This is a genomic window from Pseudomonas sp. G.S.17 (genome assembly GCF_038096165.1).
Classification (GTDB): domain Bacteria; phylum Pseudomonadota; class Gammaproteobacteria; order Pseudomonadales; family Pseudomonadaceae; genus Aquipseudomonas.
The window spans coordinates 6195555-6222306 of sequence record NZ_CP151076.1; the positions used below are offsets into that span (position 1 = coordinate 6195555).

General features: G+C 56.0%; 24 protein-coding genes and 2 pseudogenes. 11 read left to right on the forward strand and 15 right to left on the reverse strand.

What is annotated here, in order from left to right; all coding sequences use genetic code 11:
- Window positions 1–3 precede the first annotated feature (3 nt).
- Window positions 4–906, reverse strand: a complete 903-nt coding sequence (locus tag AABC73_RS28910; RefSeq protein ID WP_341521909.1) for a LysR substrate-binding domain-containing protein — start codon at window positions 904–906, stop codon at window positions 4–6.
- Window positions 907–1102: 196 nt separating this feature from the next.
- Between AABC73_RS28910 and AABC73_RS28915 the strand changes: the two genes are divergently transcribed.
- The 9 genes from AABC73_RS28915 to AABC73_RS28955 all read left to right on the forward strand — a co-directional run bounded on the left by AABC73_RS28915 (window position 1103) and on the right by AABC73_RS28955 (window position 10811).
- Window positions 1103–1948, forward strand: a complete 846-nt coding sequence (locus AABC73_RS28915) for a transporter substrate-binding domain-containing protein (protein ID WP_341521910.1) — start codon at window positions 1103–1105, stop codon at window positions 1946–1948.
- Window positions 1949–1961: 13 nt separating this feature from the next.
- Window positions 1962–2624 (forward strand): amino acid ABC transporter permease, encoded by a 663-nt coding sequence (locus AABC73_RS28920; RefSeq protein ID WP_341521911.1) that lies wholly within the window; start codon window positions 1962–1964, stop codon window positions 2622–2624.
- A 7-nt stretch (window positions 2625–2631) separates the two neighbouring features.
- A complete protein-coding gene (locus AABC73_RS28925; RefSeq protein WP_341521912.1) occupies window positions 2632–3309 on the forward strand; it encodes an amino acid ABC transporter permease in 678 nt (225 codons plus the stop codon).
- Window positions 3310–3320: 11 nt separating this feature from the next.
- Window positions 3321–4823, forward strand: coding sequence for an argininosuccinate lyase (gene argH, locus AABC73_RS28930; protein ID WP_341521913.1), 1503 nt, complete (start codon window positions 3321–3323; stop codon window positions 4821–4823).
- A complete protein-coding gene (locus tag AABC73_RS28935) occupies window positions 4820–5560 on the forward strand; it encodes an amino acid ABC transporter ATP-binding protein (protein ID WP_341521914.1) in 741 nt (246 codons plus the stop codon). The genes argH and AABC73_RS28935 overlap by 4 nt, the downstream gene beginning before the upstream one ends.
- 248 nt (window positions 5561–5808) lie before the next feature.
- Window positions 5809–6573, forward strand: coding sequence for an amino acid ABC transporter ATP-binding protein (locus tag AABC73_RS28940; protein ID WP_341521915.1), 765 nt, complete (start codon window positions 5809–5811; stop codon window positions 6571–6573).
- Between the two features lie 122 nt (window positions 6574–6695).
- Window positions 6696–8054, forward strand: a complete 1359-nt coding sequence (locus AABC73_RS28945) for an OprD family porin (protein ID WP_341521916.1) — start codon at window positions 6696–6698, stop codon at window positions 8052–8054.
- Between the two features lie 425 nt (window positions 8055–8479).
- The gene (locus AABC73_RS28950; RefSeq protein ID WP_341521917.1) at window positions 8480–10372 is read left to right on the forward strand and encodes a methyl-accepting chemotaxis protein; all 1893 of its coding nucleotides are present in this window, start codon (window positions 8480–8482) and stop codon (window positions 10370–10372) included.
- Window positions 10373–10589: 217 nt separating this feature from the next.
- Window positions 10590–10811 carry a hypothetical protein gene (locus tag AABC73_RS28955; RefSeq protein ID WP_341521918.1) on the forward strand — a complete coding sequence of 74 codons (222 nt, stop codon included), beginning with the start codon at window positions 10590–10592 and terminating at the stop codon, window positions 10809–10811.
- 740 nt (window positions 10812–11551) lie between these two features.
- Here the strand turns inward: AABC73_RS28955 and AABC73_RS28960 are convergent.
- A pseudogene (locus AABC73_RS28960) lies at window positions 11552–11755 on the reverse strand (response regulator); the annotation flags it as partial.
- Between AABC73_RS28960 and AABC73_RS28965 the strand changes: the two are divergent.
- Window positions 11752–11925, forward strand: a pseudogene (locus AABC73_RS28965) (integrase); the annotation flags it as partial. The pseudogenes AABC73_RS28960 and AABC73_RS28965 sit on opposite strands and share 4 nt — an antisense overlap.
- Window positions 11926–12097: 172 nt before the next feature.
- Here AABC73_RS28965 and AABC73_RS28970 read toward each other — a convergent pair.
- The 3 genes from AABC73_RS28970 to AABC73_RS28980 form a co-directional block, all read right to left on the reverse strand.
- On the reverse strand, window positions 12098–13624 hold the full coding sequence (locus AABC73_RS28970; RefSeq protein ID WP_341521919.1) for an IS66 family transposase: 1527 nt from the start codon (window positions 13622–13624) through the stop codon (window positions 12098–12100).
- Window positions 13625–13686: 62 nt separating this feature from the next.
- Complete coding sequence (gene tnpB, locus AABC73_RS28975) at window positions 13687–14022, reverse strand: IS66 family insertion sequence element accessory protein TnpB (protein ID WP_341521920.1); 336 nt, start codon at window positions 14020–14022, stop codon at window positions 13687–13689.
- A complete protein-coding gene (locus AABC73_RS28980) occupies window positions 14019–14375 on the reverse strand; it encodes a transposase (protein ID WP_341521921.1) in 357 nt (118 codons plus the stop codon). Before AABC73_RS28980 ends, tnpB begins: the two co-directional genes overlap by 4 nt.
- Before the next feature lie 120 nt (window positions 14376–14495).
- Here AABC73_RS28980 and AABC73_RS28985 point away from each other — a divergent pair, with 120 nt between their 5' ends.
- Window positions 14496–15683: a hypothetical protein gene (locus tag AABC73_RS28985; RefSeq protein ID WP_341521922.1), complete on the forward strand. Its 1188-nt coding sequence runs from the start codon at window positions 14496–14498 to the stop codon at window positions 15681–15683.
- Between the two features lie 160 nt (window positions 15684–15843).
- Here AABC73_RS28985 and AABC73_RS28990 read toward each other — a convergent pair whose 3' ends face one another.
- The 10 genes from AABC73_RS28990 to AABC73_RS29035 form a co-directional block, all read right to left on the reverse strand.
- Entirely contained in the window at window positions 15844–16944 is a 1101-nt protein-coding gene (locus tag AABC73_RS28990; protein WP_341521923.1) for a hypothetical protein, read from the reverse strand.
- A gap of 136 nt (window positions 16945–17080) precedes the next feature.
- Window positions 17081–18916, reverse strand: coding sequence for a glutamine--fructose-6-phosphate transaminase (isomerizing) (gene glmS, locus AABC73_RS28995; protein WP_341521924.1), 1836 nt, complete (start codon window positions 18914–18916; stop codon window positions 17081–17083).
- Window positions 18917–18926: 10 nt separating this feature from the next.
- Window positions 18927–19694, reverse strand: a complete 768-nt coding sequence (locus AABC73_RS29000) for a DeoR family transcriptional regulator (RefSeq protein WP_331150629.1) — start codon at window positions 19692–19694, stop codon at window positions 18927–18929.
- A 155-nt stretch (window positions 19695–19849) separates the two neighbouring features.
- Complete coding sequence (gene glmU, locus AABC73_RS29005) at window positions 19850–21217, reverse strand: bifunctional UDP-N-acetylglucosamine diphosphorylase/glucosamine-1-phosphate N-acetyltransferase GlmU (RefSeq protein WP_341521925.1); 1368 nt, start codon at window positions 21215–21217, stop codon at window positions 19850–19852.
- Window positions 21218–21333: 116 nt separating this feature from the next.
- Window positions 21334–21759 carry a F0F1 ATP synthase subunit epsilon gene (locus tag AABC73_RS29010; RefSeq protein ID WP_020292048.1) on the reverse strand — a complete coding sequence of 142 codons (426 nt, stop codon included), beginning with the start codon at window positions 21757–21759 and terminating at the stop codon, window positions 21334–21336.
- Between the two features lie 44 nt (window positions 21760–21803).
- Entirely contained in the window at window positions 21804–23183 is a 1380-nt protein-coding gene (gene atpD, locus AABC73_RS29015; RefSeq protein WP_341521926.1) for a F0F1 ATP synthase subunit beta, read from the reverse strand.
- 27 nt (window positions 23184–23210) lie between these two features.
- Window positions 23211–24071 (reverse strand): F0F1 ATP synthase subunit gamma, encoded by an 861-nt coding sequence (gene atpG, locus AABC73_RS29020; protein ID WP_020292046.1) that lies wholly within the window; start codon window positions 24069–24071, stop codon window positions 23211–23213.
- Between the two features lie 50 nt (window positions 24072–24121).
- Window positions 24122–25666 carry a F0F1 ATP synthase subunit alpha gene (atpA, locus tag AABC73_RS29025; RefSeq protein ID WP_020292045.1) on the reverse strand — a complete coding sequence of 515 codons (1545 nt, stop codon included), beginning with the start codon at window positions 25664–25666 and terminating at the stop codon, window positions 24122–24124.
- 21 nt (window positions 25667–25687) lie between these two features.
- A complete protein-coding gene (locus tag AABC73_RS29030; protein WP_341521927.1) occupies window positions 25688–26224 on the reverse strand; it encodes a F0F1 ATP synthase subunit delta in 537 nt (178 codons plus the stop codon).
- 12 nt (window positions 26225–26236) lie between these two features.
- A complete protein-coding gene (locus AABC73_RS29035) occupies window positions 26237–26707 on the reverse strand; it encodes a F0F1 ATP synthase subunit B (RefSeq protein ID WP_020292043.1) in 471 nt (156 codons plus the stop codon).
- Between the last annotated feature and the right edge of the window lie 45 nt (window positions 26708–26752).

Here is a 26752-nt window from a genome sequence, read left to right on the forward strand (position 1 = left end):
TGCTCACTGCCAATCTTTCGCGACGTTACTCAGCATTTCATGGATTAGTTGCCCGAATCTTTGAGTAAGTAGGCTTTGCGGTCGGTCCGCCGGTAGCAGCAGATAGGTCGAGAAGCGTATTTGTGGGCGGAATGGCCGGGTTTCTATACCGGTGTGCAGGTATTCCAACGCCACAATCGGGCTGACGATGCTCACCCCAAGACCCAGTGCCACTAGTGAGCAAACTGTGGCCGCATGAGGCGTTTCCAGATTCAGTTTTCGATGACCTCTGTCTTCGGGGAATGCCCGATCGACTCGAGCACGCGAGCCGTCATTTTGCGACAGTGAAATGAACTCCTCGCCCTTCAGATCTTCTGGTCCGACAGAAGCCAATGCGCTCAGTCGATGGCCCTTGGGAAATACGCAGACCCCCGGCACGTCGCAAATCGCCTGGGTTTTAACCCCCGGCATTTCTTCACCGACATACGACGCCAACCCCAGATCGCAAAACTGTGAGGCTGCCCAATGGGCGACCATTGGTGAGTCGCTGGTATGAAGCGAGATCGCCACGTCCGGGTTCTCTTGGCGAAAGCGCTGGATTACCCGAGGCAATACTGTCAATGACAATGAAGGAACCGCTGCGATTCGCAATCGCCCCGTGCCTCCTCGACGGATGTTCTCTGCCGACTTCTCCAGACTATGCAGGCCGATAAACGCTCGTTCGACGTCGGCAAATAGCGCTGCTCCTTCATCAGTAGGTAGTAAGCGTCCTCCGACCCGCTCGAACAGCTTGAAGCCACTATTTCGCTCCAGCTGTGCGATTAAACGACTGATGTTGGGCTGAGAGGTATGCAGGGATTCGGCGGCGGCAGTCATCGAGCCGCTCAAGATCACGGCGCGGAAAGCTTCGACTTGTTTAAAATTCATGGTAGCCATATCAATTCAGTATGGATGCCTAGTGTATTGTCATTTGTTGTTATGAGCTAGGCACCTTATAACTGTTCACGACATCGGCGTAACCGTGCTATCGGACGGCGATGCGAAGCGAGTACACGACACCCAATAACAAAAACTTATTACGTCGCTCTGCCTTAGGGCGGTCGGCGCAGTAACAGGAGGCATTATGTCGTTTTCCTTGAAAATTCTTAGCCGTGCAGTGGCATTCTCGTGTTTGTCATTGGCAGGCGTGATGCAAGTACACGCCGCCGAACTTCCCGCCGTACCCGATGAAATCAAACAAGCTGGCCAGTTGCGTGCAGGTGTGCGTTGCGACCAGCCACCATATGGTTTTCAGGATGGAAGCGGTGAGTTCGCCGGAGTTGAAGTGGAGATGTCCAAGCAGATCGCGCTCTGGGCACTGGGCTCGAAAGACAAGGTGTCCTTCACCTGCGTTACCGCTGAAAACCGCGTACCGCAACTACTGGGACGCAAGGTGGACTTCCTGATCGCCACTCTAGGAGTTACCCCGGAACGCCAGCGCGTCATCGACTTCACGAAGCCGTATCGCTGGGGCGCCAGCGACGTGGTGGTGAAGAAGGATAGTCCGATCAAGAAAATTGCCGACCTTAACGGCAAGACTTTGGCCACCCTCAAGGGTTCAGTGCAGGCCAAGTGGTTCGAAGATCACATGCCGGAAGTCAAGACGCTACGCCTGAACAGCGCTGCCGATGCCTTGCAAACTTTCCGCCAGGGTCGTGCCGATGCTTACACCCATGACGCAGCAACATTGGTCGTGGTGGCCGACAACGACAAGGACGCTCGCCTGCTGAATGAGCCATTCCTGATTTCCGACGCCGCCATCGGCGTACGCAAGAACGATGAACAGTGGCGCGATTATCTGAGCGCCGCCGTAGTGCGGATGCATGAGGAAAAACTGTTTCGCGGCTGGGTACAACAGTACGTACCGCAGAATATCCAGAGCTACTACCTTAGTGTCTTCGAGCAGGCCAAACCTGCCGAAGCCCTCTGACTGGTCTCCGGTCATGGATTTCGATTTCAGCTATTTATTGGCGCAATGGCCGGCTCTGCTGGGCGGCGTGTTGATGACGCTACGGGTGTCGCTGCTGGCGATCACATTCTCGTTGCTGATTGGAGTACTGGGCGGTGCGGCGCGGGTGATGAAGGTGCCTGTGCTGGCGCAGCTTGTCGTGCTGTATGTCGAGTTGGTCCGGAACACGCCGATTCTGGTTCAGTTATTTTTCATCTTCTATGGCTTGCCTGCAATAGGTATGGAGCTGTCGCTGTTCTGGTCCGGTGTGCTGTGTTTGTCTTTGTGGGCGGGAGCATATCAGGTGGAAAACGTTCGCGGCGGTCTGGCGACTGTCGAGCACGGGATGCGGGAGGCGAGCATGGCCCTGAGCCTCAAGCCTTCGCACTACTTCTGTCTGGTCGCGTTGCCGATTGCCTTTAGGACCAGCTTGCCAGCAGTGCTGAATACGGCGATTTCCCTGCTCAAAAACTCTTCCTACCTACAGGCCATCGGCCTTGCCGAGCTAACGTTTGTTGCGGTGGATCGGATTGCCACGGACTTTCGCGCCATCGAGATGTTCAGTGCGATCTGCGTGATTTACCTGGTGTTGGTTGCGATTCTGGCGTTGTTGACAGGGCGCTTGTCGGCGCACCTGCAACGACCCTTCCGGCAGTGAGGCCTCAATGAATTTCTTATTTGAAAACTGGGGTTTCATCTCCAAAGGTTTGTGGATGACCCTGCGCCTGGCGCTGGTGGTTCTGCTTTTCACTACGTTGATCTCGATTGTGTTCGGCGTGCTGGCGACGCTGAAGAATCGGCTGCTGTTTTGGACCATTCATGGCTACGTGGAGCTGTTTCGCTCGATCCCTCTGATCGTCAACGTGTACTTCATTTACTTCGGTGTGCCGATGCTCGGCCTGGACCTGAGTCCATTCGCAGCTGTGACCACCGGCCTGACCTTGTGGGGCAGCGCCAATGGCATCGAGATCGTACGTGGTGGTCTCGAGTCGGTAGCGCGCCATCAATGGAAAAGCGCTTGGGCGCTGGGACTTCGACCTTGGCAGATCTACTTGTACGTGATCGTGCCGCAATCGATGAAGGCAATTCTTCCTGCTTACACTGGGCTGTTGACCATGCTGGTCCAGGCGACTTCTCTCGGGGCACTGGTGGGTGTTGGGGAGTTTCTCAAGGTAGGCCAGATTATCATCGAGCGCGCCACAGTTATGACTGGCGTTAGCCCCGCGTTCACCGTCTACGGCGCTGTGCTGCTCGTTTACTTCGTCATGTGTTCATTGCTGAGTTGGCTCAGCCGTTATCTAGAACGTCGCCTGGGTCGCCCGGTGACGCGTGACAGTCATTGAGGAGTTTCATGATGCAAGAATCCAAAGTCAGTCGGCGCCTGAAGGAAACCACCGCGCCGGAAGTCAACGAGTACATCTACCGCCCGCGTCTGGAAGGGTTTGCCGATGGCTTCGACAATCTGGGTAACGTCAACAAGGCGCATATTGTCATGCTCGCCGAACAGGGTTTGATTCGTGGCGAACACGCAGCGGCGCTGGCCAAAGGTGTGCTAGATATGGAAGCTGCCGGGCCGGAAGCGGTGACACTTGACCCATCTCGTGAGGATGCTTACTTCAACTATGAAGCGCATTTGATCGAACAAATCGGTACCGACATCGGCGGCCGTCTGCACACCGGACGCAGCCGCAACGACATCCTTGCGACCCTCGACCGCCTACGTTGTAGGGAAGTGCTGATGGATCTGATCGACGCGCTGATACAAGTGCGACAGACCGCCATCAACAATGCTGAGGTGTTCGCTGAAGTGGTGATGCCGGGTTACACCCATCTGCAACCGGCGCAGCCGATCACTTACGGATACTACCTGTCAGCGGTTGAACAGGCGCTGGAGCGTGATTGCAAACGTCTGACGCACACCCTGGAGTCGATGAATCAAAGCCCACTGGGTGCTGCTGCCTTTGCTGGTACGCCGTTCAATATTGACCGTGCGCGTACTGCGGAACTACTGGGATTCGACGGATATCTGGACAACGCACTGGACGCAGTAGGCTCGCGGGATTTCATTCTCGAAAGTCTATCGCACCTAAGCCTTCTGTCTGTGTTTTGGAGTCGTGTGGCACAGGATTATTTCGTTTGGAGCACTCACGAATTCAACCTGATTAACTTTCCGGATAGCGTTGCCGCTACGTCGAGCATTATGCCGCAAAAGAAAAACCCAACAGTATTGGAATATCTGAAAGGGCGCAGCGGACATATTGTAGGTTTGCTGATGGGGGCAAGTATCACCATCAAAGGTAGCAACTTTTCCCACACTGGCGATGCCAATCGCGAGGGTACCCGAGGGTTCTGGGAGGCAGCTGAAGAAAGCTTACGCTGCCTGAAACTGCTGGATCTGGTGCTGCGCACCGCTACTCCGAATGTACAGTTGGCAGTCAAACGCGCAGGAGAGGACTTTTCCACCGCGACCGGTCTGGCGGACTTGATTGTACGCGAGGCGGATCTGTCGTTCCGCGAGGCCCATCATGTGGTCGGCGGGGTGGTACGCATGGCGATGGACGCGGGCTTGCCAGCGCACCAGATTGATACCGCCATGGTCGACGTCTGCGCCATTGAGCAGTTGGGCTACGCGCTCGATCTTGAAGCGCAACAAGTTCGTGACTGCCTCGATCCGACTACGAACGTGCAGGCGCGGACCTCGGCGGGTGGTCCGTCGCTATCTTCGCTCAAACCAAGCCTGCTGCGGGCCAACACCCGCATCGCCACGGAGCGCCAGGCCAATCAGACCCGCCGTGATCGTTTGACGGCGGCCCATGATCGCTTGCAAGCCGCGACTCGAGCGCAGGCGGGTCTATGAACACGATGCTGACAGTACGCGGGCTGCACAAACGTTTCGGTGATCATGAAGTGGTCAAGGGCGTGGATCTGGACGTCATTGAAGGCGAGGTGGTCGTGATCATCGGCCCCAGTGGCTCTGGGAAGTCCACATTCATTCGTTGCCTGAACAGCCTCGAAGCGCCTTCAGCGGGCAGCGTGGTGGTCGGCGACGTTGAGTCGATTAAGGCTGGGGATCGCAGGGCGCTATCCAAGCTACGAGAGGAGGTAGGCATGGTGTTTCAGGATTACACCTTGTTCCCGCACATGTCGGTGATGGCGAACATGACTTTGGCACCCGTCAAGCTCAAGCGCGCATCAAAAGCTGAAGCGCAAAGCAATGCGCTGGCGCTGTTGGATCGCGTTGGACTCCGGGACAAGGCCGATAGCTATCCGTCTGAACTCTCGGGTGGTCAGCAGCAACGTGTGGCGATCGTCCGTGCGCTGGCTATGAAGCCCAAGCTGCTGCTATTCGATGAGCCCACTTCAGCGCTTGACCCGGAAACCGTCGGCGACGTGCTGAACGTGATGAAGGGGCTCGCCGGTGAAGGCATGACCATGATCGTCGTGACCCATGAAATGGGATTTGCTCGGGAAGTGGCGGATCGGGTGGTGTTTTTCGATGACGGCCGGATTGTCGAGGGGGGGCCTCCGTCGCAAATCTTTTCCGCACCGAAAGAAGCCCGGACGCGGCAATTTTTGCAGTCAGTTCTTCACTAGAACGATGAGAAACCTTATCCCTGTTCCACGTGGGTTCGGGTGAACCTCGACTGCTGCGTGCGATTCAAAAAAGCTTGTACCAGTTCGTGTACTGCCACTGATTCTGTCTGAAGGAATGAACTTCGACAAGTTGTTGTGGCCGCCGAAGGTATGACCGCGCGATCTGGATCTTCAATTTCAACGTGCTCCGATACTCCACGTATTTAAGTGTAAGTCGGACACAGGCAACAAGCGTTAGGAGTTTTGCTATGAGTGCAGTTATGAGTGAGCCACTGGGTGCTGAAGGCATGATCCGGATGGAAGGTGTCCATAAATGGTACGGCCAATTCCACGTGCTTAAAGATATCAATCTGAACGTGCGTCAGGGCGAGCGTATCGTCCTGTGCGGCCCGTCGGGCTCAGGCAAGTCGACCACCATTCGCTGTCTTAACCGCCTGGAAGCGCATCAGCAGGGTCGTATCCTTGTCGACGGTACCAAGCTGACGACGGACCTTAAGCAGATTGAAATTATTCGCCGTGATGTTGGCATGGTGTTCCAGCACTTCAATCTGTTCCCACACCTGACCATCCTGCAGAACTGCACCCTGGCGCCGATGTGGGTGCGCAAGATACCCAAGCGCAAGGCCGAGGAAATCGCCATGCACTACCTGGAACGCGTGCGCATTCCGGAGCAGGCACACAAATTCCCGGGGCAACTGTCCGGCGGTCAGCAACAGCGCGTGGCCATCGCCCGCGCCCTGTGCATGAAACCGAAAATCATGCTGTTCGACGAGCCGACTTCGGCACTCGACCCCGAGATGGTGAAAGAGGTGCTGGACACCATGATCAGCTTGGCGGAAGACGGCATGACCATGCTCTGCGTGACCCACGAAATGGGCTTCGCCCGGACCGTGGCCAACCGTGTGATCTTCATGGACAAAGGTGAGATTGTCGAAGAAGCCAACCCGAAAGACTTCTTTGACAACCCGCAATGCAGTCGCACCCGTCTGTTCCTCAGCCAGATATTGCATTGATCGGTTGAAGGCAGCGTCAGAAGTCCGGACTCATCACTTAATGGTAATTAACGACACAACCGCCAAGGTGTCGCTGTTGCTCGAGAACCGACGTTTTTACAATAAAAAAACTGGAGCTCAGAATGTACAAGCACACCCTGACGGCGGCCGTTGCGCTTGCCAGTATCTCCGCATTTGGTGTCCATGCTGCCGATGCAGCACCTCAAGGCTTCATCGAGGGTAGCAAGGCCAGCGTCAGTTCTCGCACCATGTACTACAACAACGATAACCGCGAGCGCGGCGGCACGGATCAGAGAGAGACCGCTGAAAGCCTCAAGTTCGATTATCTGTCCGGTTTCACCCAAGGTACTGTCGGCTTCGGTATCGACGCCCAGGCCCTCGTGGGTATCCATCTGGACGGCGGCAAGGGTCACCACCCAGCCAACAACAACACCTTCTTCCCAAGCGACACCGATGGTTCGGCAGTGGACGAGTGGAGCCGTGCGGCAGCCAACGTCAAAGCCCGCTTCTCGAAGACCGAGGCCCACCTGGGCGGTGCCCTGCAACCGAACATGCCGATTCTGGTAGCGAACGACAGCCGCCTCCTGCCTCAGACCTTTGACGGTGGCACCATCACCTCGAAGGAAATCGACAACGTGACCCTCAACGCGGGTCAGTTGGAACACTCGGCGGGCCGCGCCTCTTCAAACTCCACCGGCCTGGCCGTGGCTGGCGGTACTCAGGACAGCAATCAGTTCCGTTACGCCGGTGCTGACTGGAAGGTCACCAAGGACCTCACCCTGCAGTACTACCACTCGAATCTGAAGGATTACTACACGCAGGACTTCCTTGGCCTGATTCACGTTTTCCCGATCGACGCCAACCAGTCCTTCAAGACAGACCTGCGCTATTTTTACAGCGGCTCCGATGGCAAGAACGGCGACGCCGGCTACCGCTTCAACAACAACAACAACGGTTTTGCCAAGACCCCGGGCGAGGTCGATAACAAAACCTGGAGCGTCATGTTCACCTACACCCTGGGTGGCAATGCCTTCCTGCTTGGTCACCAGCGCGTCAGCGATGATGGCGGCTTCGTCTACCTGAACCAGGGCAACGTTGTTGATGGCAATGGTCGCCCGGAAGCGAACGGAGGCGCGAGCTTCTACCTTTTCACCGACGCCATGATTAAGGGTTTTGTCCGTGCCGGTGAAAACACCACCTTCGGCCAGTACTCCTATGACTTCGCTGCGCTGGGGGTGCCGGGCCTGAAAACCTCGATTGCCTACCTGCACGGCGATAACATCAAAGCAACAAACGGCAGTGGTCCTGATTCGTCCGAGTGGGAGCGCGACATGCGGATCGACTACACCATCCACCAGGGCGCCCTCAAAGGCTTCGGCGTGACGTTGCGTAATGGCGTCTACCGTGGCAGTGAAGTCAGCAACAACCCCGATGTTGACCAGACCCGTCTGATCTTCAACTACACCTACAGCTTCTTGTAATAAGCCGTCAGAGGGAGCCTCGCCTGCTGGCGAGGCTTTCTTGTTCCGACATGATCGATACTCCAACGTTAAGTAACGTGGACCAAGCGTTATTTTCGGGCAGTTGGGACTGGTCGAGAACAACCCTTTAGGGCTGGCCTGTTTCGACCCAGGCTGTGTCAGAACGCATGCACCATTTGAAGTGTGTGCTTCTACGGAAAGCCTGCCAACGCTCGGTTAGTCAACAGACTGGGAGTTTACGTACCGAGATTTTGCTCCGCATTTCGAATTCTGCAACTAGCCGCAATCGTTTTAACGCAGCCTTGACCCATAGCTGCATCGACCGGCGGAAACCGGCCGAAAGCGGCCCAACCGCTACCTATTTCAAACACGTTCCCTGTCTCCAATATGCCGAACGTATCGACCTACTAAGACGAGCCAACGCTATGACAATCTCTATGAAGTTCAGCCACAAGATCCTCCTGGCTGCTGGCCTGGTTGTGGCCCTTACCTTTTCTGGCTTTACGGTCTTCAACGACTATCAGCAGCGCGAAGGGATTCGCACCCAAACTGCCGCGACTCTGAAAAACGTGGGCGCGCTCGTCGCCAGCAATATGCAAACCTGGCTCATAAGCCGCATCCAGTTACTTGAATCGATGGCCCAGCAAGTCGCTCGCTCCGGCCCAGGCGCAGACGTGCTGCCAGGTATTGTTGGTCTGCCGGTGTATTCTGCCAACTTTCAATCTAGTTACTTCGGCAGTCAGGACGGACAGATGTACTCCGTTCCAGCCCGCAACCGACCAAAAGACTATGATCCACGGACCCGCGACTGGTACAAGGCCAGCGCTAGCGCGAATCGCACGGTCGTAACCGAGCCCTATGTAGCTGTCTCGTCTGGCAAGCTGGTAATGACTATCGCTTCGCCGGTGCACCGCGCCGGTCCAATGATTGGTGTGATAGGAGCAGACTTCGATTTAACCCAGGTCAGCGACATCATTAACTCACTGGACTTCAATGGCCATGGCCGGGCATTCCTGATGAATGGCGAGGGCAAGGTACTAATCCACCCCGATCCACAGTTGGTACTCAAGACGCTCAGCGACGCCTATCCCGAAGGTGCGCCGGCGCTTCGTGAAGGCCTTCAGGAAGTTCGCGGCGATGGTAAACCGCAGTTCCTCATGCTCACCCATCTTAATGGCGTGCCTTCGGCCAACTGGTACGTAGCCGTAGTGCTGGATCAGGACGCCGCATTTGCCATGCTAAAGGAAGTCCGCGCCTCGGCCCTGGTTGCCATGATCATCGCGGTGGTGGTGATCATTGCCCTGCTGGGTCTATTGATCCGTGTCCTGATGATCCCTCTGCACGTTATGGGCCGCGCCATGCATGACATCGCCGCCGGTGAAAGTGATCTCACGCGCCGCCTTAGCGTACATGGCGTTGACGAATTCGGTACGCTGGCGGCCTCGTTTAACAAGTTCGTCGAACGCATCCACGATTCGATTCGCGAAGTGTCGTCGGCGACTGCCCAGGTGAGCGAAGTGACGCTGAGTGTCGTAGATGCCTCAAATGCTTCCATGCGCAACTCAGATCAGCAGGCGAGTCGTACCAGCAGTGTGGCCGCCGCTATCAACGAGCTAGGTGCGGCAACCCAAGAGATCGCTCAGAACGCAGCGCTAGCCTCCCAGCACTCGAGTGCCGCGCGCGGTCTTGCTGTCGACGGCCAGCAGGTGGTCGAAGATACCATTGGCAGCTTAAAGCGCCTATCGGCGAAGATCGGCGACTCGTGCACCAATATCGAAGTGCTAAACGTGAACACAGTGAACATCGGGCAGATCTTAGAAGTGATCACGGCTATTTCCCAGCAGACTAATCTTCTGGCGCTAAACGCCGCCATCGAGGCCGCGCGTGCTGGCGAAGCAGGCCGGGGATTTGCGGTTGTCGCCGACGAGGTACGCAATTTAGCCCATCGCACCCAGAATTCGGCGCAGCAGGTGCAGAGACTTATCGAAGAATTACAACAGGGCGCGCGGCAGGCGGTGTCAACAATGAACGAGAGCCAGTGCCAGAGCGAGACCAGCGCGGGGATCGCTAATCAGGCTGGGGACCGTCTTTGCAGCGTGACCCAGAGCATCGGGGAAATCGACGGAATGAACCAGTCGGTGGCTACGGCAACGGAGGAACAAACAGCCGTCGTCGAGTCGATCAATCAGGACATTACCGAGCTCAATATGCTAAATCAAAGAGGGGTAGGAAACCTGCAGACCACCCTTCAAGCGTGCACCGACTTGAAACAGCAGGTTGGCCGGCTCAAGCACCTGGTGAGTAGCTTTCGCATTTGATCGCGGGAAGTGCTGCACGCTGACACGTAAAGATAATTATAAATGACTCGAGATTTTTGCAGGTAGCGACCGTCCGTTTTTGGCCGAATGCAGCCATTTGAAGGGCTGCGGTCAGTCAAATTCCATTTCGAAATTACCTCCGCTCACACAATTTCAAATCGGTCATTCGGCCTCGACAAGACACCGCTATGGTTTATAAAAAAGGAGGAAGCGCGTCATGAGTGACATCCGGATAGACGAGATGAGGGAAGCGCTACTTGCAGTGCTGAGCACAGCGGCATCCATGGGTATTGACCTCGAACTTCTGGGGCATTTGGCCGCCGAAGAGTTGCTGGATGAGCAAGCCCCAAGTAAACCTAAACCCTATGCCGCCGGCGCGGTGTATCAGTTAGCTACGTGCATAGATCGTGTGTTGGAGCCCGAAGCGAGACTTTTCTGAAGGGCTGTCGTTTAGCAGAGCAATTGCCCAAGCTGCCTTATGAACGGCCGTTGTGGACCAATGTGAGACACGAGCAACGCGAAGATGACGCCGCACGACGCAGATGTGCCTGGCGCGGGTATGCTGGCCCATCGAGTAATGTTAAGAGTGGGGCAAACCGATGAAAATCACTGGGCGAGTCGAGACAGAGGTAGTGACCGACGTAAAGTGTGACATTTGCAGACACTCGACCCGTGTAAACGCCGGCGGGCTTCAGTTCGCCACTCTAAAAGCAAAATGGGGTTTTGGCACCAAGCATGACGGCGAGCGCTACGAATATCACTTATGCGAAGGATGCTTTTTCGCCACGATTGCTTACTTCAGGCAAGAAAGGCGAATACAGGATCTATTCGATGAAACCGACCAAGCGGCTTCCAATAATGATTTTGGCTTAGTCGTCAGAGATGACTTTTTTGGTGATTCAGGAAACGATGGGTAGGCCTGGGGTGCTGACCATTTCAGCCAGCCGTAGATGGTGATTCGAAATTTAGGATTATCCACTCCTGGCAGAAGGCGACTAGGTGATTCCCCGTCGCCAGTGCCCGCTCACACTTCAGTCTGCTCGGCCATCTCAAGCGCGTCGTCTGTCTCGCAACAGCCGATGAAACCTTAGAATTTTCGACCACCGGTGATGGGCTTCTCTGTCTTAGGCAACTGAACATCAACGGTGTTGGGAACCGCCGAATGCTGCAGATCAATCCCTAGACCTTGTGGATCGCTGCACGAAGAGAGCCCGGCGGCGGCTCGTTAAGGACACCCCAGAACATGCCTAGGTCTGCCACCGCCTGCATGAATTCCTTCAATACAATTGGCTTGATCACGAACGCATTCACGTCGAGCTCATACGACCGAGCCAGATCAGAATCCATCTGTGAGCTGGTGAGCATGGCTATAGGGATGGGACGGCACCATCACTGCAGAACAACGGTTTGGGCTGCACGCCCTCAAGCGTCGCGGCATCACTGACACTGCCGGCAACGGGGCCGACAAACAGGAAGCCAGCGGCCACCTTGACGCCGCGATGATGGACGTATACGGCCTCAGAGTGCCACTGATGTACGCTTCTCAAGCATAGGCCGGCCATTCAAATGTAGACCCGGATACCATGTACCTCGGCCGATTAGGCGAAGCCGTCTTGGCCACGGCGCATCTTGGAGGCTTTTGGCAGTAAATACATGTGCTCCTAGGAGAATGGGCGGGTTAGTGGAATTCAATCGTAAGCGTCCGCCGAAGTCACCTTGCACGACTTAGGCAGATACCCACCGATGCGGCAGCAGTTGCTCAATCTCACTCGCTCGCTGCGTCGGCAACCGCGCCAGCACATCTTTAAGATAGGCATATGGATCGTGCCCATTCATGCGCGCCGATTGGATCAAGCTCATGATCGCCGCCGCCCGCTTGCCGCTGCGAAGCGACCCGGCAAACAACCAGTTGGAACGCCCAAGTGCCCACGGCCGAATCTGGTTTTCGACTGCGTTGTTGTCTATGGGTACAGACCCATCTTCCAGGTAGCGCGTCAGCGCTACCCAGCGTTTAAGGCTGTAATCCAGGGCTTTGGCTGTTGCTGAGCCGTTAGGCACAAGATCGCGCTGGGTCAACATCCAGTCGTGCAGTGCTTTCGCCAATGGTGCTGCTTTTTCTTGCCGGATTCGCCAACGATCCTCGTCACTCATGTCTCGCGCTTGGCGTTCTACCTCGTACAAGCCGCCAATCGAGTGCAGCGCCTGCTCTGCCAACTGGCTTTTATTGGCCACGTGCAGATCGAAAAACTTACGGCGGGCGTGGGCCATGCAGCCGATTTCGGTCATGCCCTTCTCGAAGCCTGCTTTGTAGCCAGCAAAGTCATCGCACACCAGCTTGCCGTTCCACGTGCCGAGGAAGTTACGCGCATGCTCACCGGCCCGGCTCGGGCTGAAGTCATAAACCACAGCTTTAATTGCCGAGAACGGTGTGGTGCAGTAAGCCCAGACATAAGCACGGTGAGTTTTCTTCTGTCCGGGCGCAAGCATTTGCACCGGCGTCTCGTCGGCATGCACGACTCGCTGTGCCAAGACAGCTTCTCGCAAGGCATCAACCAACGGTTGAAGCTGCACACCGGTCTGCCCAACCCATTGCGCCAGTGTCGAGCGCGGGATCGCTAGACCGGCGCGCCCGAAAATTTTCTCCTGCCGATACAGCGGCAAGTGGTCAGCAAACTTTGCCACCATCACGTGAGCCAGCAGGCCTGCGGTTGGGATGCCCTTGTCGATCACCTGGGCCGGTACCGGCGCCTGGATCAGTGTTTCGCACTGACGGCAGGCCCACTTTCCACGCACGTGTTGTTCGACGGTGAACACGCCTGGCGTGTAATCGAGCTTCTCGCTGACGTCCTCGCCGATGCGCTGGAGCTGGCAACCGCAGGAGCACTGAGTGTTTTCTGGCTCATGATGAATGACGGTGCGTGGAAACTGTGGCGGCAACGGCGCGCGCTTCGGCTTTTGGCGCGCCTCTGCTGGAACTGGAGCCGGAAGCAGTGCCGTCAGCTCGGCGTCGATAGCCTCAAGATCGATGTTAAGCAGATCGTCGAGCAAGCTGCCTTGCTCAGGACTGATCTGCTCGCTGCGCTTGGCAAACCGGTGCCGCTTGAGGAGTGCGATCTCGTGGGTCAACTGCTCGATGATGGTGTCATCGCGGTGGCTCTTTCTGCCCATGGTGTCGACCTTCGACAGCAACTGCGCAGCGAGAGCGCGCAGCTGGTCGGGGGTCATTTGGTCGAGGTTGGGCAAGGAAGTCATGCCGTGGATTTTACTAAAGCAGACCGCCTGCGGCAGCAGGCTCAGACGTTAATACAGCCTTTTTAAAGGATCGTTATTGCAGCGCCAGCGCCAACGCGCTGCCAAGGCAGACCAAGTACTAGGGCCTGAAGTTGCTCGGCATCCAGTTCCAGCTCGCTACCTTGTCGAATGCCTGGCCAGTGGAATTTACCTTGGTTCAACCGGCGTGCCGCCAGCCAGACACCAATCCCGTCGTGCACCAGTACTTTCATTCGGTTGGCCCGTCGATTGGCAAAGATATAAGCGCAGTGCGGCTTCGCCGCACCGAACACCGTGATAACTCTGGCCAAGGCGGTCTCGGTGCCGGCGCGCATATCCATGGGCTCGGTGGCGAGCCAGATGGCGTCGATGCGGATCATTGAGTGAGACCACGGATAAAACGGGCGCACCCGTCGGGATCGGCCAGTGGCCACTTCACGATGAGGTTTTGATGGCCGAACGGAACGTCGATACTGACGGACATTTGCAGATCGGCCTGTGGTGGGGATGGTAGTTTTATCGGAACAAAAGCGGGCAACGTTGCCGCCTCACAATCACGATAAAGAGGTATCCATTTGCGAACCAGATTGGCGTTGATGCCGTGGCGCAGCGCTACGCTGGCCATCGACATGCCAGGTTGCAGGCATTCCTGGACGATCTGAGCTTTAAAGGGCTTGGGGTAAGAAGTTCTCTGGCGCATGGCAATCCTGATGATAAGGGCGATGGTGTCCACGTATTTTTAAGTGGAGAACATCGCCCTTATTACAGGGATCGGGTAGGTGACTTCGCCGGACGGTTACATTCAATCAGCATTAGTGTCAGTATTTTGGAAATCCCCTGTGATGGAATACCCATGCTGGTTAATCACATAATCGGAGACTGCCCTGGCTGCAAAGACAAAGGCTGCTTTGGAAACGTGTCTGTTTACAGCGACTATGTCCTTCGAGGATGTCAGCGCTGTAAACATGAGAATAGGATTTGGCTGCCGCCGATTCATAAGAAGGTCTTGTATCTAGACCAATTTTTCTTCTCCGGGGCGTTCCGTGGCAATGACGCTAGGTTTGTAGAGGCGGCTGAGCGAGTGAAGAGAGCCGCGCACCTACAACTATTGGTCGCCCCATTCTCCTCAATTCACGAAGACGAAACTCTGCAATGGCGAGGCTACGATGGCTTGAGCAACGTCGCTCTATTGGCGTTCATCAAGGACGCTTCACGGGGGTCAGAATTCCATGCGGACTATGATGTCGAAACGATTCAGATTACAAAGGCTTGGGACGCATTCCTCAAAGACGCTCCGCCGGAGTACGTGCTGGAGGTTGACGACGCTGTAGAAGGCGCGCTGGATGAGTGGGATAACTACTATCGCGTAGACATAGATGGGTACTACAAAGACGTCGAATTGAAGCGGTCATTGAAGGGGCAAGCCGTTGACGGGCTGATTAAGGTATTTGATCAATGGCAAATTTCCACACAGTCATTCGAGCAAGACATCGCTCTCGAAGTACATGCATTTGCTCAGAATTACCTGAACTCATTTATCACCATGATCACTCGGCTTGCGCAAGGTGATTACAGTGCGAAGCTGGACTCCCCGATTGTGAGCCAGGTCGTCGAGCAGATGCTGCAACGGTTACCGAGAGATCAGCCTCTGCATCAGCAGCTCAAGCGGTGTGATGAGTTTTTTAGATCCGAGCATTTTCAACAGGTCCCCAATGTTTATATTTCTGCCCGAATTTACGCAACGCTTAAAGGAATGGTGAAGCGAGGCGCCTACGCTAATCGACCATTGGCTCGTAAGCGGCTACATGGCTTTTTTGAAGACGTCTGCCACATCTCGTTGTACGCACCCTATTGCGACGCCTTTTTTATGGACCAACCAATGGCAGAGCTTGTTAGACTGCCCAGCGTGGACCTCCAAGGACGATATGGAGTGCGTGTTTTCAGTTTGAACAATCTACCGCAGTTCTTCGAGTGGCTTGACGAACTCGAACGCGGTATGAGCGACGACCATAAGGCGGGGATTAAAGCGGCGTACCCCTAACGAGACAGGCTAGTGAGGTGATGTTTTATGGTCTTATTCATTCACCCTTTCGACAGTCCGGCGCTGGACGAAAGCTGCCTAATCGACCTCGACTCCCTGTAAATTCAAAGCGTAAATAGATAAGCTTCCAACAAAGCAAATTTAGGTAAATACAAAGTAGCTAGCGTAACAAAGGAATTCTAGGAGGCGAGCGGCCGGCCTTTCTAGGACTAAGTCTGCTTTTTTTAACAGAGCCTAAATTACAGCATGGGAAGATTTTGGGGATGGTCTGCTCGTAATCTTCTGAGAAATTCGTTTCGTGCGGGAATGGCACCATCCAGATCCCCGCCCCATACTCATATTTTTCTTGAATATAATTGGCAGATTCGTACCCGCCCGAACGATAGGTATCCCACAAGGAATCTATAGGCCGCAGGGTGCTTTCGTCCAAGGGGAGGTCCTTGAGGAAACCACTAAACGTTTCGTAGGCTAACTGAGCTACATCATAAACCTCTGAACTATACATTAAGAAATGTCCATTGTTAGTCGTGCGATGGTTAACCGTAATATTAAACTTTCTCGTAAGCTCACGGTAGAGATCAAGGTTGAGTTTATTAAAACCGTCTTTCCTCTGCAGCTTATCCCCGATTTTACCCCGAAGTGCGGAGAGAGCGGCGTCCATGCCGATATGGTATCGAAACTTCGAGGTCTCCAAAAAAAAGCGGGACCTGCGCAACTCTTCTCCGTTAGTATTAAGAGATGGAACCGTTTCTGCCAAATGCCGTCCATGGCATGTTTTCCACATCACATCTAACCCATGGCCGTCCCGGGAAAACGGCAGCCCGCAAAATGGACAGTGATCTAGAAGGCAGACATTGTGTTCGGCACAGACCGTTAAATCATCAGAGTGACCTCTACGCCAATATGAAAAACCATAGCTTTCCACATCAGATTTAACACACACGGGGCAGAATTTGTCGGGATTGTTGTGGGAGCCGAACAAATAATTCCCTGCAATGTAATCTCTATGAGAATACGATACGTCTTGGATATCTTTAAAAATGGTTGTTATGAAATGGTCAGTGTGGTTGTGGATTAGTCGATTGAATCCAGAGCATCCGTGCCAATTCATAAGAGTTGCTATTGCTTTGGCTTCCGATACGCCGAGATAACATTTACTCATCTTATTGAGAACGGCTAATTGATGTTGATTCCCTCCCAAGTACAGATTTCTCTCTACGTAGGATCGTAAGGATTCTTCAGGTTGAATTCGCAGCAGCATAATTGGGAGTCGAGGTAAATGTTCGAAAACGGAAGGATGCAAAAGCTAAGGGATCGGGGCCGTGCGGCCCCTCGTGGACAGTTTATATTTCCATGGACGGTTTATATTTCACAAAATCAGGATGCCTGTGGATAACTTATTCCACAGTCACCGACTTGGCCAGGTTGCGCGGCTGATCGACGTCCGTCCCTTTGAGCACTGCCACGTAGTACGAGAGCAGTTGCAGCGGGATGGTGTAGAGGATCGGTGACAGTGCATCGATGATGTGCGGCATGGCGATCACGTGAGTGCCTTCGCCATTGGTCATGCCGGCTTGTTCGTCAGCAAAGACGATCAATTCACCGCCACGGGCGCGGACTTCCTGCAGGTTGGATTTGAGTTTTTCCAGCAGCTCGTTGTTCGGCGCAACGGTGACCACTGGCATATCGCTGTCCACCAGCGCCAACGGACCATGCTTGAGCTCGCCAGCCGGGTAGGCTTCGGCGTGGATGTAGGAAATCTCCTTGAGCTTGAGCGCACCTTCCATCGCTACCGGGAATTGCGCGCCACGGCCGAGGAACAGCGTGTGATTCTTCTCGGCAAACAGCTCGGCGACTTTCTCGATGGTGTGATCCATGGCCAGCGCTTCACCCAGACGGGTCGGCAGACGGCGCAGCTCTTCGACCAGCTCGGCTTCGACGCCTTCGCCTAACGTGCCCTGAACCTGACCCAGCGACAGGGTCAGCAGCAGCAGGCCGACCAATTGCGTGGTGAAGGCTTTGGTGGAAGCGACGCCGATTTCCGGTCCGGCCTGGGTCAGCAGGGTCAGATCCGACTCACGCACCAGCGAGCTGATGCTGACGTTGCAGATCGCCAGGCTGGCGAGGAAACCCAGCTCCTTGGCATTGCGCAGCGCAGCCAGGGTGTCGGCGGTTTCGCCGGATTGGGAGATGGAGACGAACAGCGTGTCCGGCTGGACCACGACCTTGCGGTAGCGGAACTCGCTGGCGACTTCGACCTGACACGGAATGCCGGCCAGCCCTTCCAGCCAGTAACGCGCCACCATACCGGCGTGGTAACTGGTGCCACAGGCGACGATCTGCACATTACGAACTTTGGCGAATAACTCGGCGGCCTGCGGGCCAAACGCCTGAACCAACACTTGCTGCTGACCGAGGCGGCCTTCAAGGGTGCGCTGCACGACTTTTGGCTGCTCGTGGATTTCCTTGAGCATGAAGTGACGGAACGCGCCCTTGTCGGCGGCTTCCGCGCCTTCGCGATACTGTACGATTTCACGCTCTACCGGCAGGCCGTCAACCGCCCAGATCTGCACGCTGTCGCGGCGAATCTCGGCGATGTCGCCCTCTTCCAGGTACATGAAACGGTCAGTGACCTGGCGCAGGGCCATTTGGTCGGAGGCGAGGAAGTTTTCTCCAAGACCCAGGCCGACCACCAGCGGGCTGCCACTGCGGGCGGCGACCAGACGATCCGGTTGTTTCGCGCTGACCACGGCCAGACCATAAGCGCCATGCAATTCCTTGACTGCGGCCTTCAAGGCGACGGTCAGGTCCGGCGTGTCCTTGAGTTTGTGGGCCAGCAAGTGAACGATGACTTCGGTATCGGTATCGGAAACGAACACATAGCCGAGACCCTTGAGGCGCTCGCGCAGGGCTTCGTGGTTTTCGATGATGCCGTTGTGAACAACCGCCAGCTCTTCGCCGGAAAAATGCGGGTGGGCGTTGCGTTCGCAAGGCGCGCCGTGAGTCGCCCAACGGGTGTGCGCAATGCCGAGACGGCCTATCAGCGGCTCACCGGCCAAGGCCTGTTCCAGCTCGCTGACCTTGCCCGAGCGACGACGGCGCTCAAGTACACCAGCGTTGCTGAAAACGGCTACACCGGCGCTGTCATAGCCGCGGTATTCCAGGCGCTTGAGGCCTTCGAGCAAGATGGCGGTGATATTACGTTCCGCGACGGCACCAACGATTCCACACATAAGTTTTCTCCTAGCTGACGGCGGCGCAAATCAACGTTATGCCGCGGGCTTCAATCTGTTCGCGTGCTTCAACGGGCAGGCGATCATCGGTAATCAGGGTGTGGACACTGCTCCAGGGCAGTTCCAGATTGGGTATCTTGCGTCCGACTTTGTCGGCTTCGACCATCACCACCACTTCTCGGGCCACTTCAGCCATCACTCGGCTCAAGCCCAGCAATTCGTTGAAGGTGGTGGTGCCACGATTCAGATCGATGCCATCAGCACCGATGAATAACTGATCGAAATCGTAGGAACGCAGCACTTGCTCGGCGACCTGGCCCTGAAAGGACTCGGAATGCGGGTCCCAGGTTCCGCCAGTCATCAACAACACCGGCTCGTGTTCCAGCTCGGACAGGGCGCTGGCGACATGCAGCGAGTTGGTCATCACCACTAATCCTGGCTGCTGGCCCAGCTCCGGAATCATCGCGGCGGTGGTGCTGCCACTGTCGATGATGATTCGCGCGTGTTCGCGAATCCTGGCAACGGCAGCACGAGCGATGGCCTGCTTGTATTTCGAGACCGGTTGACCGCCTTCGGTGATCAGCTCCTGAGGCAACGTGACCGCGCCGCCATAACGCCGCAGCAGCAAGCCGTTGCTTTCGAGAGCGGTCAGATCCTTGCGAATCGTAACCTCGGAAGTTTCGAAGCGTTTCGCCAGTTCATCCACGCTGACTTCGCCCTGCTCATTGAGCAAGGCGATGATGTTGTGGCGACGCTGGGGAGTATTGCGTTTCGATATGGACACGGCTTTGTTTCGTTTCGAAAGATAACGAAGGCAATCAAAACCTATTGCGCGAAAAAAAACAAGCTGTAGGAGCGGATTTATCCGCGAGGATTACGAAGAGGCGCCGGGATTTGCCAATTTCCCTGGCGCCCTCCCGGATAAATCCGGTCCTACGACTTCTTGATCTTCACCGGACGTTTCCAGCCTTCAATGTTGCGCTGGCGAGCGCGGGCGACGGCGAGTTGCGACTTATCCACATCTTGGGTGATGGTCGAACCGGCGGCGGTGTTCGAGCCATCGCCGATGCTCACAGGCGCAATCAGTGAGTTGTTGGAGCCGATGAACACATCTTCGCCAATCAGAGTCTGGTGCTTGTTGGCCCCATCGTAATTGACCGTGATGGTGCCGGCGCCGATGTTGGTGCGTGCACCAATCACGGTATCGCCAAGGTAGGTCAGGTGGCCGGCTTTCACGCCTTCGCCCAGATGGGCATTCTTCAGCTCGACGAAGTTACCCACATGGGCCTTCGCTTCCAGCACGCTTCCCGGACGCAGACGGGCAAACGGACCGGCATCGCTGCCCTCGCCCATGATCACGCCGTCGATATGGCTGTTGGCCTTGATGACAACGCCTTTGCGCAAGGTGCTGTCCTTGATCACGCAGTTCGGCCCGATTACCACGTCGTCTTCGATAATCACCCGGCCTTCGAGGATCACGTTGATATCAATCAGCACGTCGCGACCCACGGTCACCTCGCCGCGCACGTCAAAACGCGCCGGGTCACGCAACGTGACGCCTTGCGCCATCAGGCGGCGGCCTTCGCGCAGTTGATAGTGACGTTCCAGTTCCGCCAGCTGCTTGCGGTCGTTGGCACCCTGCACTTCCATGGCGTCGTGCGGCTGCTCGGTCGCCACCACCAGACCGTCGTCGACCGCCATGGCGATCACGTCGGTCAGGTAGTACTCGCCCTGGGAGTTGTTGTTCGACAGCCGACCCAACCAGTCCGCCAGACGCTTGCCGGGTACAGCCAGAATGCCGGTGTTGCCTTCGGTGATCGCTTTCTGAGCGTCAGTTGCGTCCTTATGCTCGACGATAGCGCAGACACGATTCTGTTCGTCTCGCACGATGCGGCCATAACCTGTCGGGTCGTCGAGATTGACGGTCAGTAAACCCAATTGCTCGGCGTTGACCCTTTTCAGCAGACGTTGAAGGGTTTCGACTTCAATGAGGGGTACATCGCCGTAAAGGATCAGCACGTTATCGGCCGTCAGTTCCGGCAGCGCCTGTGCAACCGCGTGGCCGGTACCCAGTTGCTTGTCCTGCATGACGAAATTCAGATCATCTGCTGCCAGACGCTCACGCACGACATCCGCGCCATGTCCGATGACTACATGAATGCGTTGCGGCGAAAGCTGGCGGGCGCTGTGGATAACATGCCCGAGCATAGAGTCGCCGGCGACCGGATGAAGAACCTTGGGCAGGGCCGAACGCATGCGAGTGCCTTGGCCAGCGGCGAGAATAACGATATCGAGAGACATGAGGGCTTCCAACTGAGCGAGCCGCGAACCCGTGAATCCGGGAGGGCTGATCCTGAAAAAAGAAAAAGGGTAGCCGAGGCTACCCTTTTACTCAATCGCGCAGAATGCCGACGGGATTAGCCGCCGTATTTCTTGCGAATTTGCTGAACGGTACGCAGCTGGGCTGCGGCCTCGGCCAGACGAGCGGTTGCAGATCCGTAATCGAAATCTGCGCCCTTTTCGTGCAGCGCTTTCTCGGCTGCCTTTACGGCTGCCTGAGCAGAGGCTTCGTCCAGGTCATCAGCGCGTTGCACAGTGTCGGCAAGCACCTTGACCATGTTCGGTTGAACCTCGAGGAAACCACCCGAGATGTAATACACCTCGGCTGCTCCGCCCTGCTTGATCAAGCGGATCGGACCTGGTTTCAGATCAGTGATCAGCGGCGCGTGGCCTGGAGCGATACCGATATCACCCAGGTTGCCGTGCGCAATCACCATCTCGACCAGACCGGAGAAAATTTCTCCTTCCGCGCTGACGATATCGCAATGGACTGTCATAGCCATTTGCTTGCCTCGACCTGATTAGCGCCCGTTACCGGGCGCTGGGATTACAGTTTCTTGGCTTTCTCGATCGCTTCTTCGATGCCGCCGACCATGTAGAACGCTTGTTCTGGCAGGTGGTCGTAGTCACCGTTGAGGATGCCTTTGAAGCCGGCAATGGTGTCTTTCAGGGAAACGTATTTACCCGATGCACCAGTGAAGACTTCAGCCACGAAGAACGGTTGCGACAGGAAGCGCTGGATCTTACGAGCACGGTTAACCAACTGTTTGTCGGTCTCCGACAGCTCGTCCATACCCAGGATCGCAATGATGTCCTTCAGTTCTTTGTAGCGCTGCAACACGTACTGTACGCCGCGAGCGGTGTCGTAGTGTTCCTGGCCGATTACGTTCGGGTCCAGCTGGCGCGAAGTCGAATCCAGTGGATCTACCGCTGGGTAGATACCCAGGGAAGCGATGTCACGGGACAGTACGACGGTTGCATCCAAGTGGGCAAACGTGGTCGCTGGCGACGGGTCAGTCAAGTCATCCGCTGGTACGTATACCGCCTGGATGGAAGTGATCGAACCGTTTTTGGTCGAAGTGATGCGCTCTTGCAGAGTACCCATCTCTTCGGCCAGGGTCGGCTGGTAACCTACTGCGGAAGGCATACGGCCCAGCAGTGCGGATACTTCAGTACCGGCCAGCGTGTAACGATAGATGTTGTCGACGAACAGCAGAACGTCGTTACCTTCGTCACGGAATTTCTCGGCCATGGTCAGGCCGGTCAGTGCTACGCGCAGACGGTTACCCGGCGGCTCGTTCATCTGACCGTAAACCAGTGCCACTTTGTCCAGAACGTTGGAGTCCTTCATCTCGTGGTAGAAGTCGTTACCCTCACGGGTACGCTCACCCACACCGGCGAACACGGAATAACCGCTGTGCTCGATGGCGATGTTACGGATCAGTTCCATCATGTTTACGGTTTTGCCTACACCGGCACCACCGAACAGACCGACTTTACCGCCTTTGGCGAACGGGCAAACCAGGTCGATAACCTTGATGCCTGTTTCCAGCAGATCGTTGCCGCCCGCTTGCTCAGCGAAGGTTGGCGCAGGACGGTGAATGCCCCAGCGTTCTTCGGTGTCAATTGGACCGGCTTCGTCGATCGGGTTGCCCAGCACGTCCATGATCCGGCCCAGCGTCGCTTTACCGACCGGTACGGAGATGGCTGCGCCTGAGTCTGTAACTTCCAGACCACGCTTCAAGCCCTCGGTGGAGCCCATCGCAATGGTGCGAACCACGCCGTCGCCCAGCTGCTGCTGAACTTCCAGGGTGGTCCCTGCCGCGCTTTGAACCAACAGCGCGTTGTAGATGCTCGGTACGCTATCGCGTGGGAATTCCACGTCGATCACGGCGCCGATGATTTGAACGATACGTCCGCTACTCATTAGCTGGTTCCTCTAATATTTGAACCGTTAAACCGCGGCAGCGCCGCCGACGATTTCCGAGATCTCTTGGGTGATCGCTGCCTGACGCGCCTTGTTGTAGATCAGCTGCAAATCGCTGATCAAATCACCGGCGTTGTCTGTGGCGTTCTTCATCGCGATCATCCGCGCTGCTTGTTCAGCTGCGTTGTTCTCGACCACCGCCTGGTACACCTGCGACTCAACGTAGCGAACCATCAAGCCGTCAAGCAGCTCTTTGGCGTCCGGTTCGTAGAGATAGTCCCAGTGGTGCTTGAGTTTCTGATCCGGGGTTGCCACCAGCGGAATCAATTGTTCCACCGTTGGCTGCTGGGTCATGGTGTTGATGAACTTGTTGGATACCACGGACAGGCGATCAATACGGCCATCCAGGTAGGCATCCAGCATCACCTTGACGCTGCCGATCAAATCATTGATCGACGGCTCTTCGCCCAAGTGGCTGATCGCAGCGACGACGTTACCGCCGAAGTTGCGGAAAAATGCCGCACCTTTGCTGCCGACCACACACAGATCGATCTCTACGCCGTTTCCACGGTTTACCGCCATGTCCCTGACCAAAGCCTTGAACAGGTTGGTATTCAAGCCACCGCACAAACCACGGTCACTGCTCACTACGACATAACCGACACGCTTTACTTCGCGCTCGATCATGAACGGGTGGCGGTATTCCGGGTTGGCGTTGGCCAGATGACCAATCACCTGGCGGATGCGCTCCGCGTAAGGACGGCTAGCAGCCATGCGCATTTGAGCCTTGCGCATTTTACTGACCGCCACTTTTTCCATGGCGCTGGTGATCTTTTGCGTGCTTTTGATGCTCGCAATCTTGCTGCGAATCTCTTTTGCGCCTGCCATGTAACACCTATCAGGTTAGCAAGCGGGAGCCTTTCGGCCCCCGCTGCGGCTTACCAGGTTTGGGTGGCCTTGAACTTCTCGATACCGGCTTTCATGCCAGCGTCGATTTCGTCATTGAAGTCACCCTTCACGTTGATCTTCGCCATCAAATCGGCGTGATCGCGGTTGAAGTAAGCAATCAGCGCTTGTTCAAAGCTGCCAATCTTGGCGATTTCGATGTCGATCAGGAACCCACGCTCAGCGGCATACAGCGACAGCGCCATGTCAGCAATCGACATTGGTGCATATTGCTTCTGCTTCATCAGCTCGGTAACGCGCTGACCATGCTCAAGTTGCTTACGGGTCGCTTCGTCCAGGTCAGAAGCAAACTGGGCGAATGCCGCCAGTTCACGGTACTGAGCCAGAGCGGTACGGATACCACCGGAGAGCTTCTTGATGATCTTGGTCTGCGCAGCACCACCCACACGGGATACCGAAACACCGGCGTTCACAGCCGGGCGAATGCCGGAGTTGAACATGGCCGATTCCAGGAAGATCTGACCGTCGGTGATGGAAATCACGTTGGTCGGAACGAACGCGGAAACGTCGCCAGCCTGGGTTTCGATGATCGGCAACGCGGTCAGGGAACCGGTTTTGCCGGTCACTGCGCCATTGGTGAACTTCTCTACGTATTCTTCGGAAACACGCGATGCGCGTTCCAGCAGACGGGAGTGGAGATAGAACACGTCGCCTGGGTAAGCTTCACGGCCTGGTGGACGGCGCAGCAGCAGGGAAATCTGGCGGTAAGCCACTGCTTGCTTGGAGAGATCGTCATAAACGATCAGCGCGTCTTCACCGCGGTCGCGGAAATACTCGCCCATGGTGCAACCCGAGTACGGTGCAAGGAATTGCAGCGCAGCGGATTCGGAAGCACTGGCAGCAACGACGATGGTGTTAGCCAACGCGCCGTTTTCTTCGAGCTTGCGAACGACGTTGGCGATGGTCGATTGTTTCTGACCAATTGCTACGTAGACGCAGAAGATGCCGCTGTCTTTCTGGTTGATGATTGCGTCGATGGCCAGAGCGGTTTTACCGATCTGACGGTCACCGATGATCAGCTCACGCTGGCCACGGCCGACTGGAATCATTGCATCGACGGCTTTGTAGCCGGTCTGCACAGGCTGATCGACCGACTTACGCCAGATCACGCCCGGTGCAACCTTCTCGACAGCGTCAGTGATGACGTTGTTCAGAGGGCCTTTGCCGTCAACTGGGTTACCCAGTGCATCGACTACGCGGCCAAGCAGTTCCGGACCAACCGGAACTTCAAGGATGCGGCCAGTGCACTTGGCGCTCATGCCTTCAGCCAGAGTCGTGTAAGCGCCCAGTACCACAGCACCTACAGAGTCTTGCTCAAGGTTCAGCGCCATACCGTAGACGCCGCCCGGAAACTCGATCATCTCGCCGTACATTACGTCGGCCAGACCGTGAATCCGCACGATGCCGTCAGATACGCTGACGACTGTGCCTTCGTTACGGGCTTGGGAGGTTACATCGAGCTTGTCGATGCGACCCTTGATGATTTCACTTATTTCGGAAGGATTGAGTTGCTGCATTGCTCTGCTGCCCCTTCAAACTCAAGATTTCAATGCTTCGGCTAGTTGCGCGAGTTTGCCGCGAACTGAGCCATCGATAACCAGGTCGCCGGCGCGGATTACGACACCACCGATCAGGGTGGCATCCTCCGCAGCGTGCAGGCGCACTTCCCGGCCGAGCCGTGCACTGAGAACCTTGGCGAGTTTGTCTTGCTGTTCTTGGTTCAATGCAAAAGCACTGGTGACATCGACATCGACTGATTTTTCCTGCTCGGCCTTGTACAGGTCGAACAGTTCGGCGATCTCCGGCAAAAGCGGGAGACGGTCGTTTTCAGCAACGATGTGGATGAAATTCTGTGCCTTGGCATCGAACTTGTCGCCACACACTTCAATAAAAGTGGTGGCCTTGTTTGCGCTCGTCAGTCGCGGGGCCTTGAGTACGCGCTGCATGGTGTCGTCTTCCGACACCGCTGCAGCCAGGCCGAGCATGGCTGACCAATTGGCCAGTTGCTGGTGAGCCTGGGCGTACTCGAAGGCTGCCTTAGCGTAAGGTCGGGCCAACGTGGTCAGTTCTGCCATGATCGCCCTCGCTTAAATTTCAGCAGCCAGTTTATTAACCAGCTCCGCGTGCGCGTTTTGATCGATTGTGGCACCCAGGATCTTCTCTGCACCATTGACTGCCAGGCTACCCAATTGGGCGCGCAGCGCATCTTTGACACTGTTCAGTTCCTGCTCGATCTCGGCCTGAGCCTGAGCCTTCACACGTTCAGCTTCAACGCGAGCCTGTTCCCGGGCTTCGTCGACAATCTGAGTACCGCGTTTCTTGGCTTGCTCAATGATTTCAGCTGCCTGAGCTTTTGCATCGCGCAGTTGATGACCCGCTTTCTCTTGGGCCAACTCCAGGTCGCGAGCTGCTCGGCTGGCAGCGTCCAGTCCATCCGCGATCTTCTTCTGACGTTCGTGCAAAGCCGTAATGACCGGAGGCCAAACGTACTTCATGCAGAACAGCACAAAAATGAAGAACGCAACGGACTGGCCAATCAGGGTTGCATTAATGTTCACGCCAACACCTCGCTCGTTCGTTGTCCATCACACCAATCACCTCGA

Coding starts and splice junctions, on each gene's coding strand:
- AABC73_RS28910 (WP_341521909.1), bottom strand. CDS start 906: ATGAATTTTAAACAAGTCGAAGCTTTCCGCGCCGTGATCTTGAGCGGC.
- AABC73_RS28915 (WP_341521910.1), top strand. CDS start 1,103: ATGTCGTTTTCCTTGAAAATTCTTAGCCGTGCAGTGGCATTCTCGTGT.
- AABC73_RS28920 (WP_341521911.1), top strand. CDS start 1,962: ATGGATTTCGATTTCAGCTATTTATTGGCGCAATGGCCGGCTCTGCTG.
- AABC73_RS28925 (WP_341521912.1), top strand. CDS start 2,632: ATGAATTTCTTATTTGAAAACTGGGGTTTCATCTCCAAAGGTTTGTGG.
- argH (WP_341521913.1), top strand. CDS start 3,321: ATGCAAGAATCCAAAGTCAGTCGGCGCCTGAAGGAAACCACCGCGCCG.
- AABC73_RS28935 (WP_341521914.1), top strand. CDS start 4,820: ATGAACACGATGCTGACAGTACGCGGGCTGCACAAACGTTTCGGTGAT.
- AABC73_RS28940 (WP_341521915.1), top strand. CDS start 5,809: ATGAGTGCAGTTATGAGTGAGCCACTGGGTGCTGAAGGCATGATCCGG.
- AABC73_RS28945 (WP_341521916.1), top strand. CDS start 6,696: ATGTACAAGCACACCCTGACGGCGGCCGTTGCGCTTGCCAGTATCTCC.
- AABC73_RS28950 (WP_341521917.1), top strand. CDS start 8,480: ATGACAATCTCTATGAAGTTCAGCCACAAGATCCTCCTGGCTGCTGGC.
- AABC73_RS28955 (WP_341521918.1), top strand. CDS start 10,590: ATGAGTGACATCCGGATAGACGAGATGAGGGAAGCGCTACTTGCAGTG.
- AABC73_RS28970 (WP_341521919.1), bottom strand. CDS start 13,624: ATGACTTCCTTGCCCAACCTCGACCAAATGACCCCCGACCAGCTGCGC.
- tnpB (WP_341521920.1), bottom strand. CDS start 14,022: ATGATCCGCATCGACGCCATCTGGCTCGCCACCGAGCCCATGGATATG.
- AABC73_RS28985 (WP_341521922.1), top strand. CDS start 14,496: ATGCTGGTTAATCACATAATCGGAGACTGCCCTGGCTGCAAAGACAAA.
- AABC73_RS28990 (WP_341521923.1), bottom strand. CDS start 16,944: ATGCTGCTGCGAATTCAACCTGAAGAATCCTTACGATCCTACGTAGAG.
- glmS (WP_341521924.1), bottom strand. CDS start 18,916: ATGTGTGGAATCGTTGGTGCCGTCGCGGAACGTAATATCACCGCCATC.
- glmU (WP_341521925.1), bottom strand. CDS start 21,217: ATGTCTCTCGATATCGTTATTCTCGCCGCTGGCCAAGGCACTCGCATG.
- AABC73_RS29010 (WP_020292048.1), bottom strand. CDS start 21,759: ATGGCTATGACAGTCCATTGCGATATCGTCAGCGCGGAAGGAGAAATT.
- atpD (WP_341521926.1), bottom strand. CDS start 23,183: ATGAGTAGCGGACGTATCGTTCAAATCATCGGCGCCGTGATCGACGTG.
- atpG (WP_020292046.1), bottom strand. CDS start 24,071: ATGGCAGGCGCAAAAGAGATTCGCAGCAAGATTGCGAGCATCAAAAGC.
- atpA (WP_020292045.1), bottom strand. CDS start 25,666: ATGCAGCAACTCAATCCTTCCGAAATAAGTGAAATCATCAAGGGTCGC.
- AABC73_RS29030 (WP_341521927.1), bottom strand. CDS start 26,224: ATGGCAGAACTGACCACGTTGGCCCGACCTTACGCTAAGGCAGCCTTC.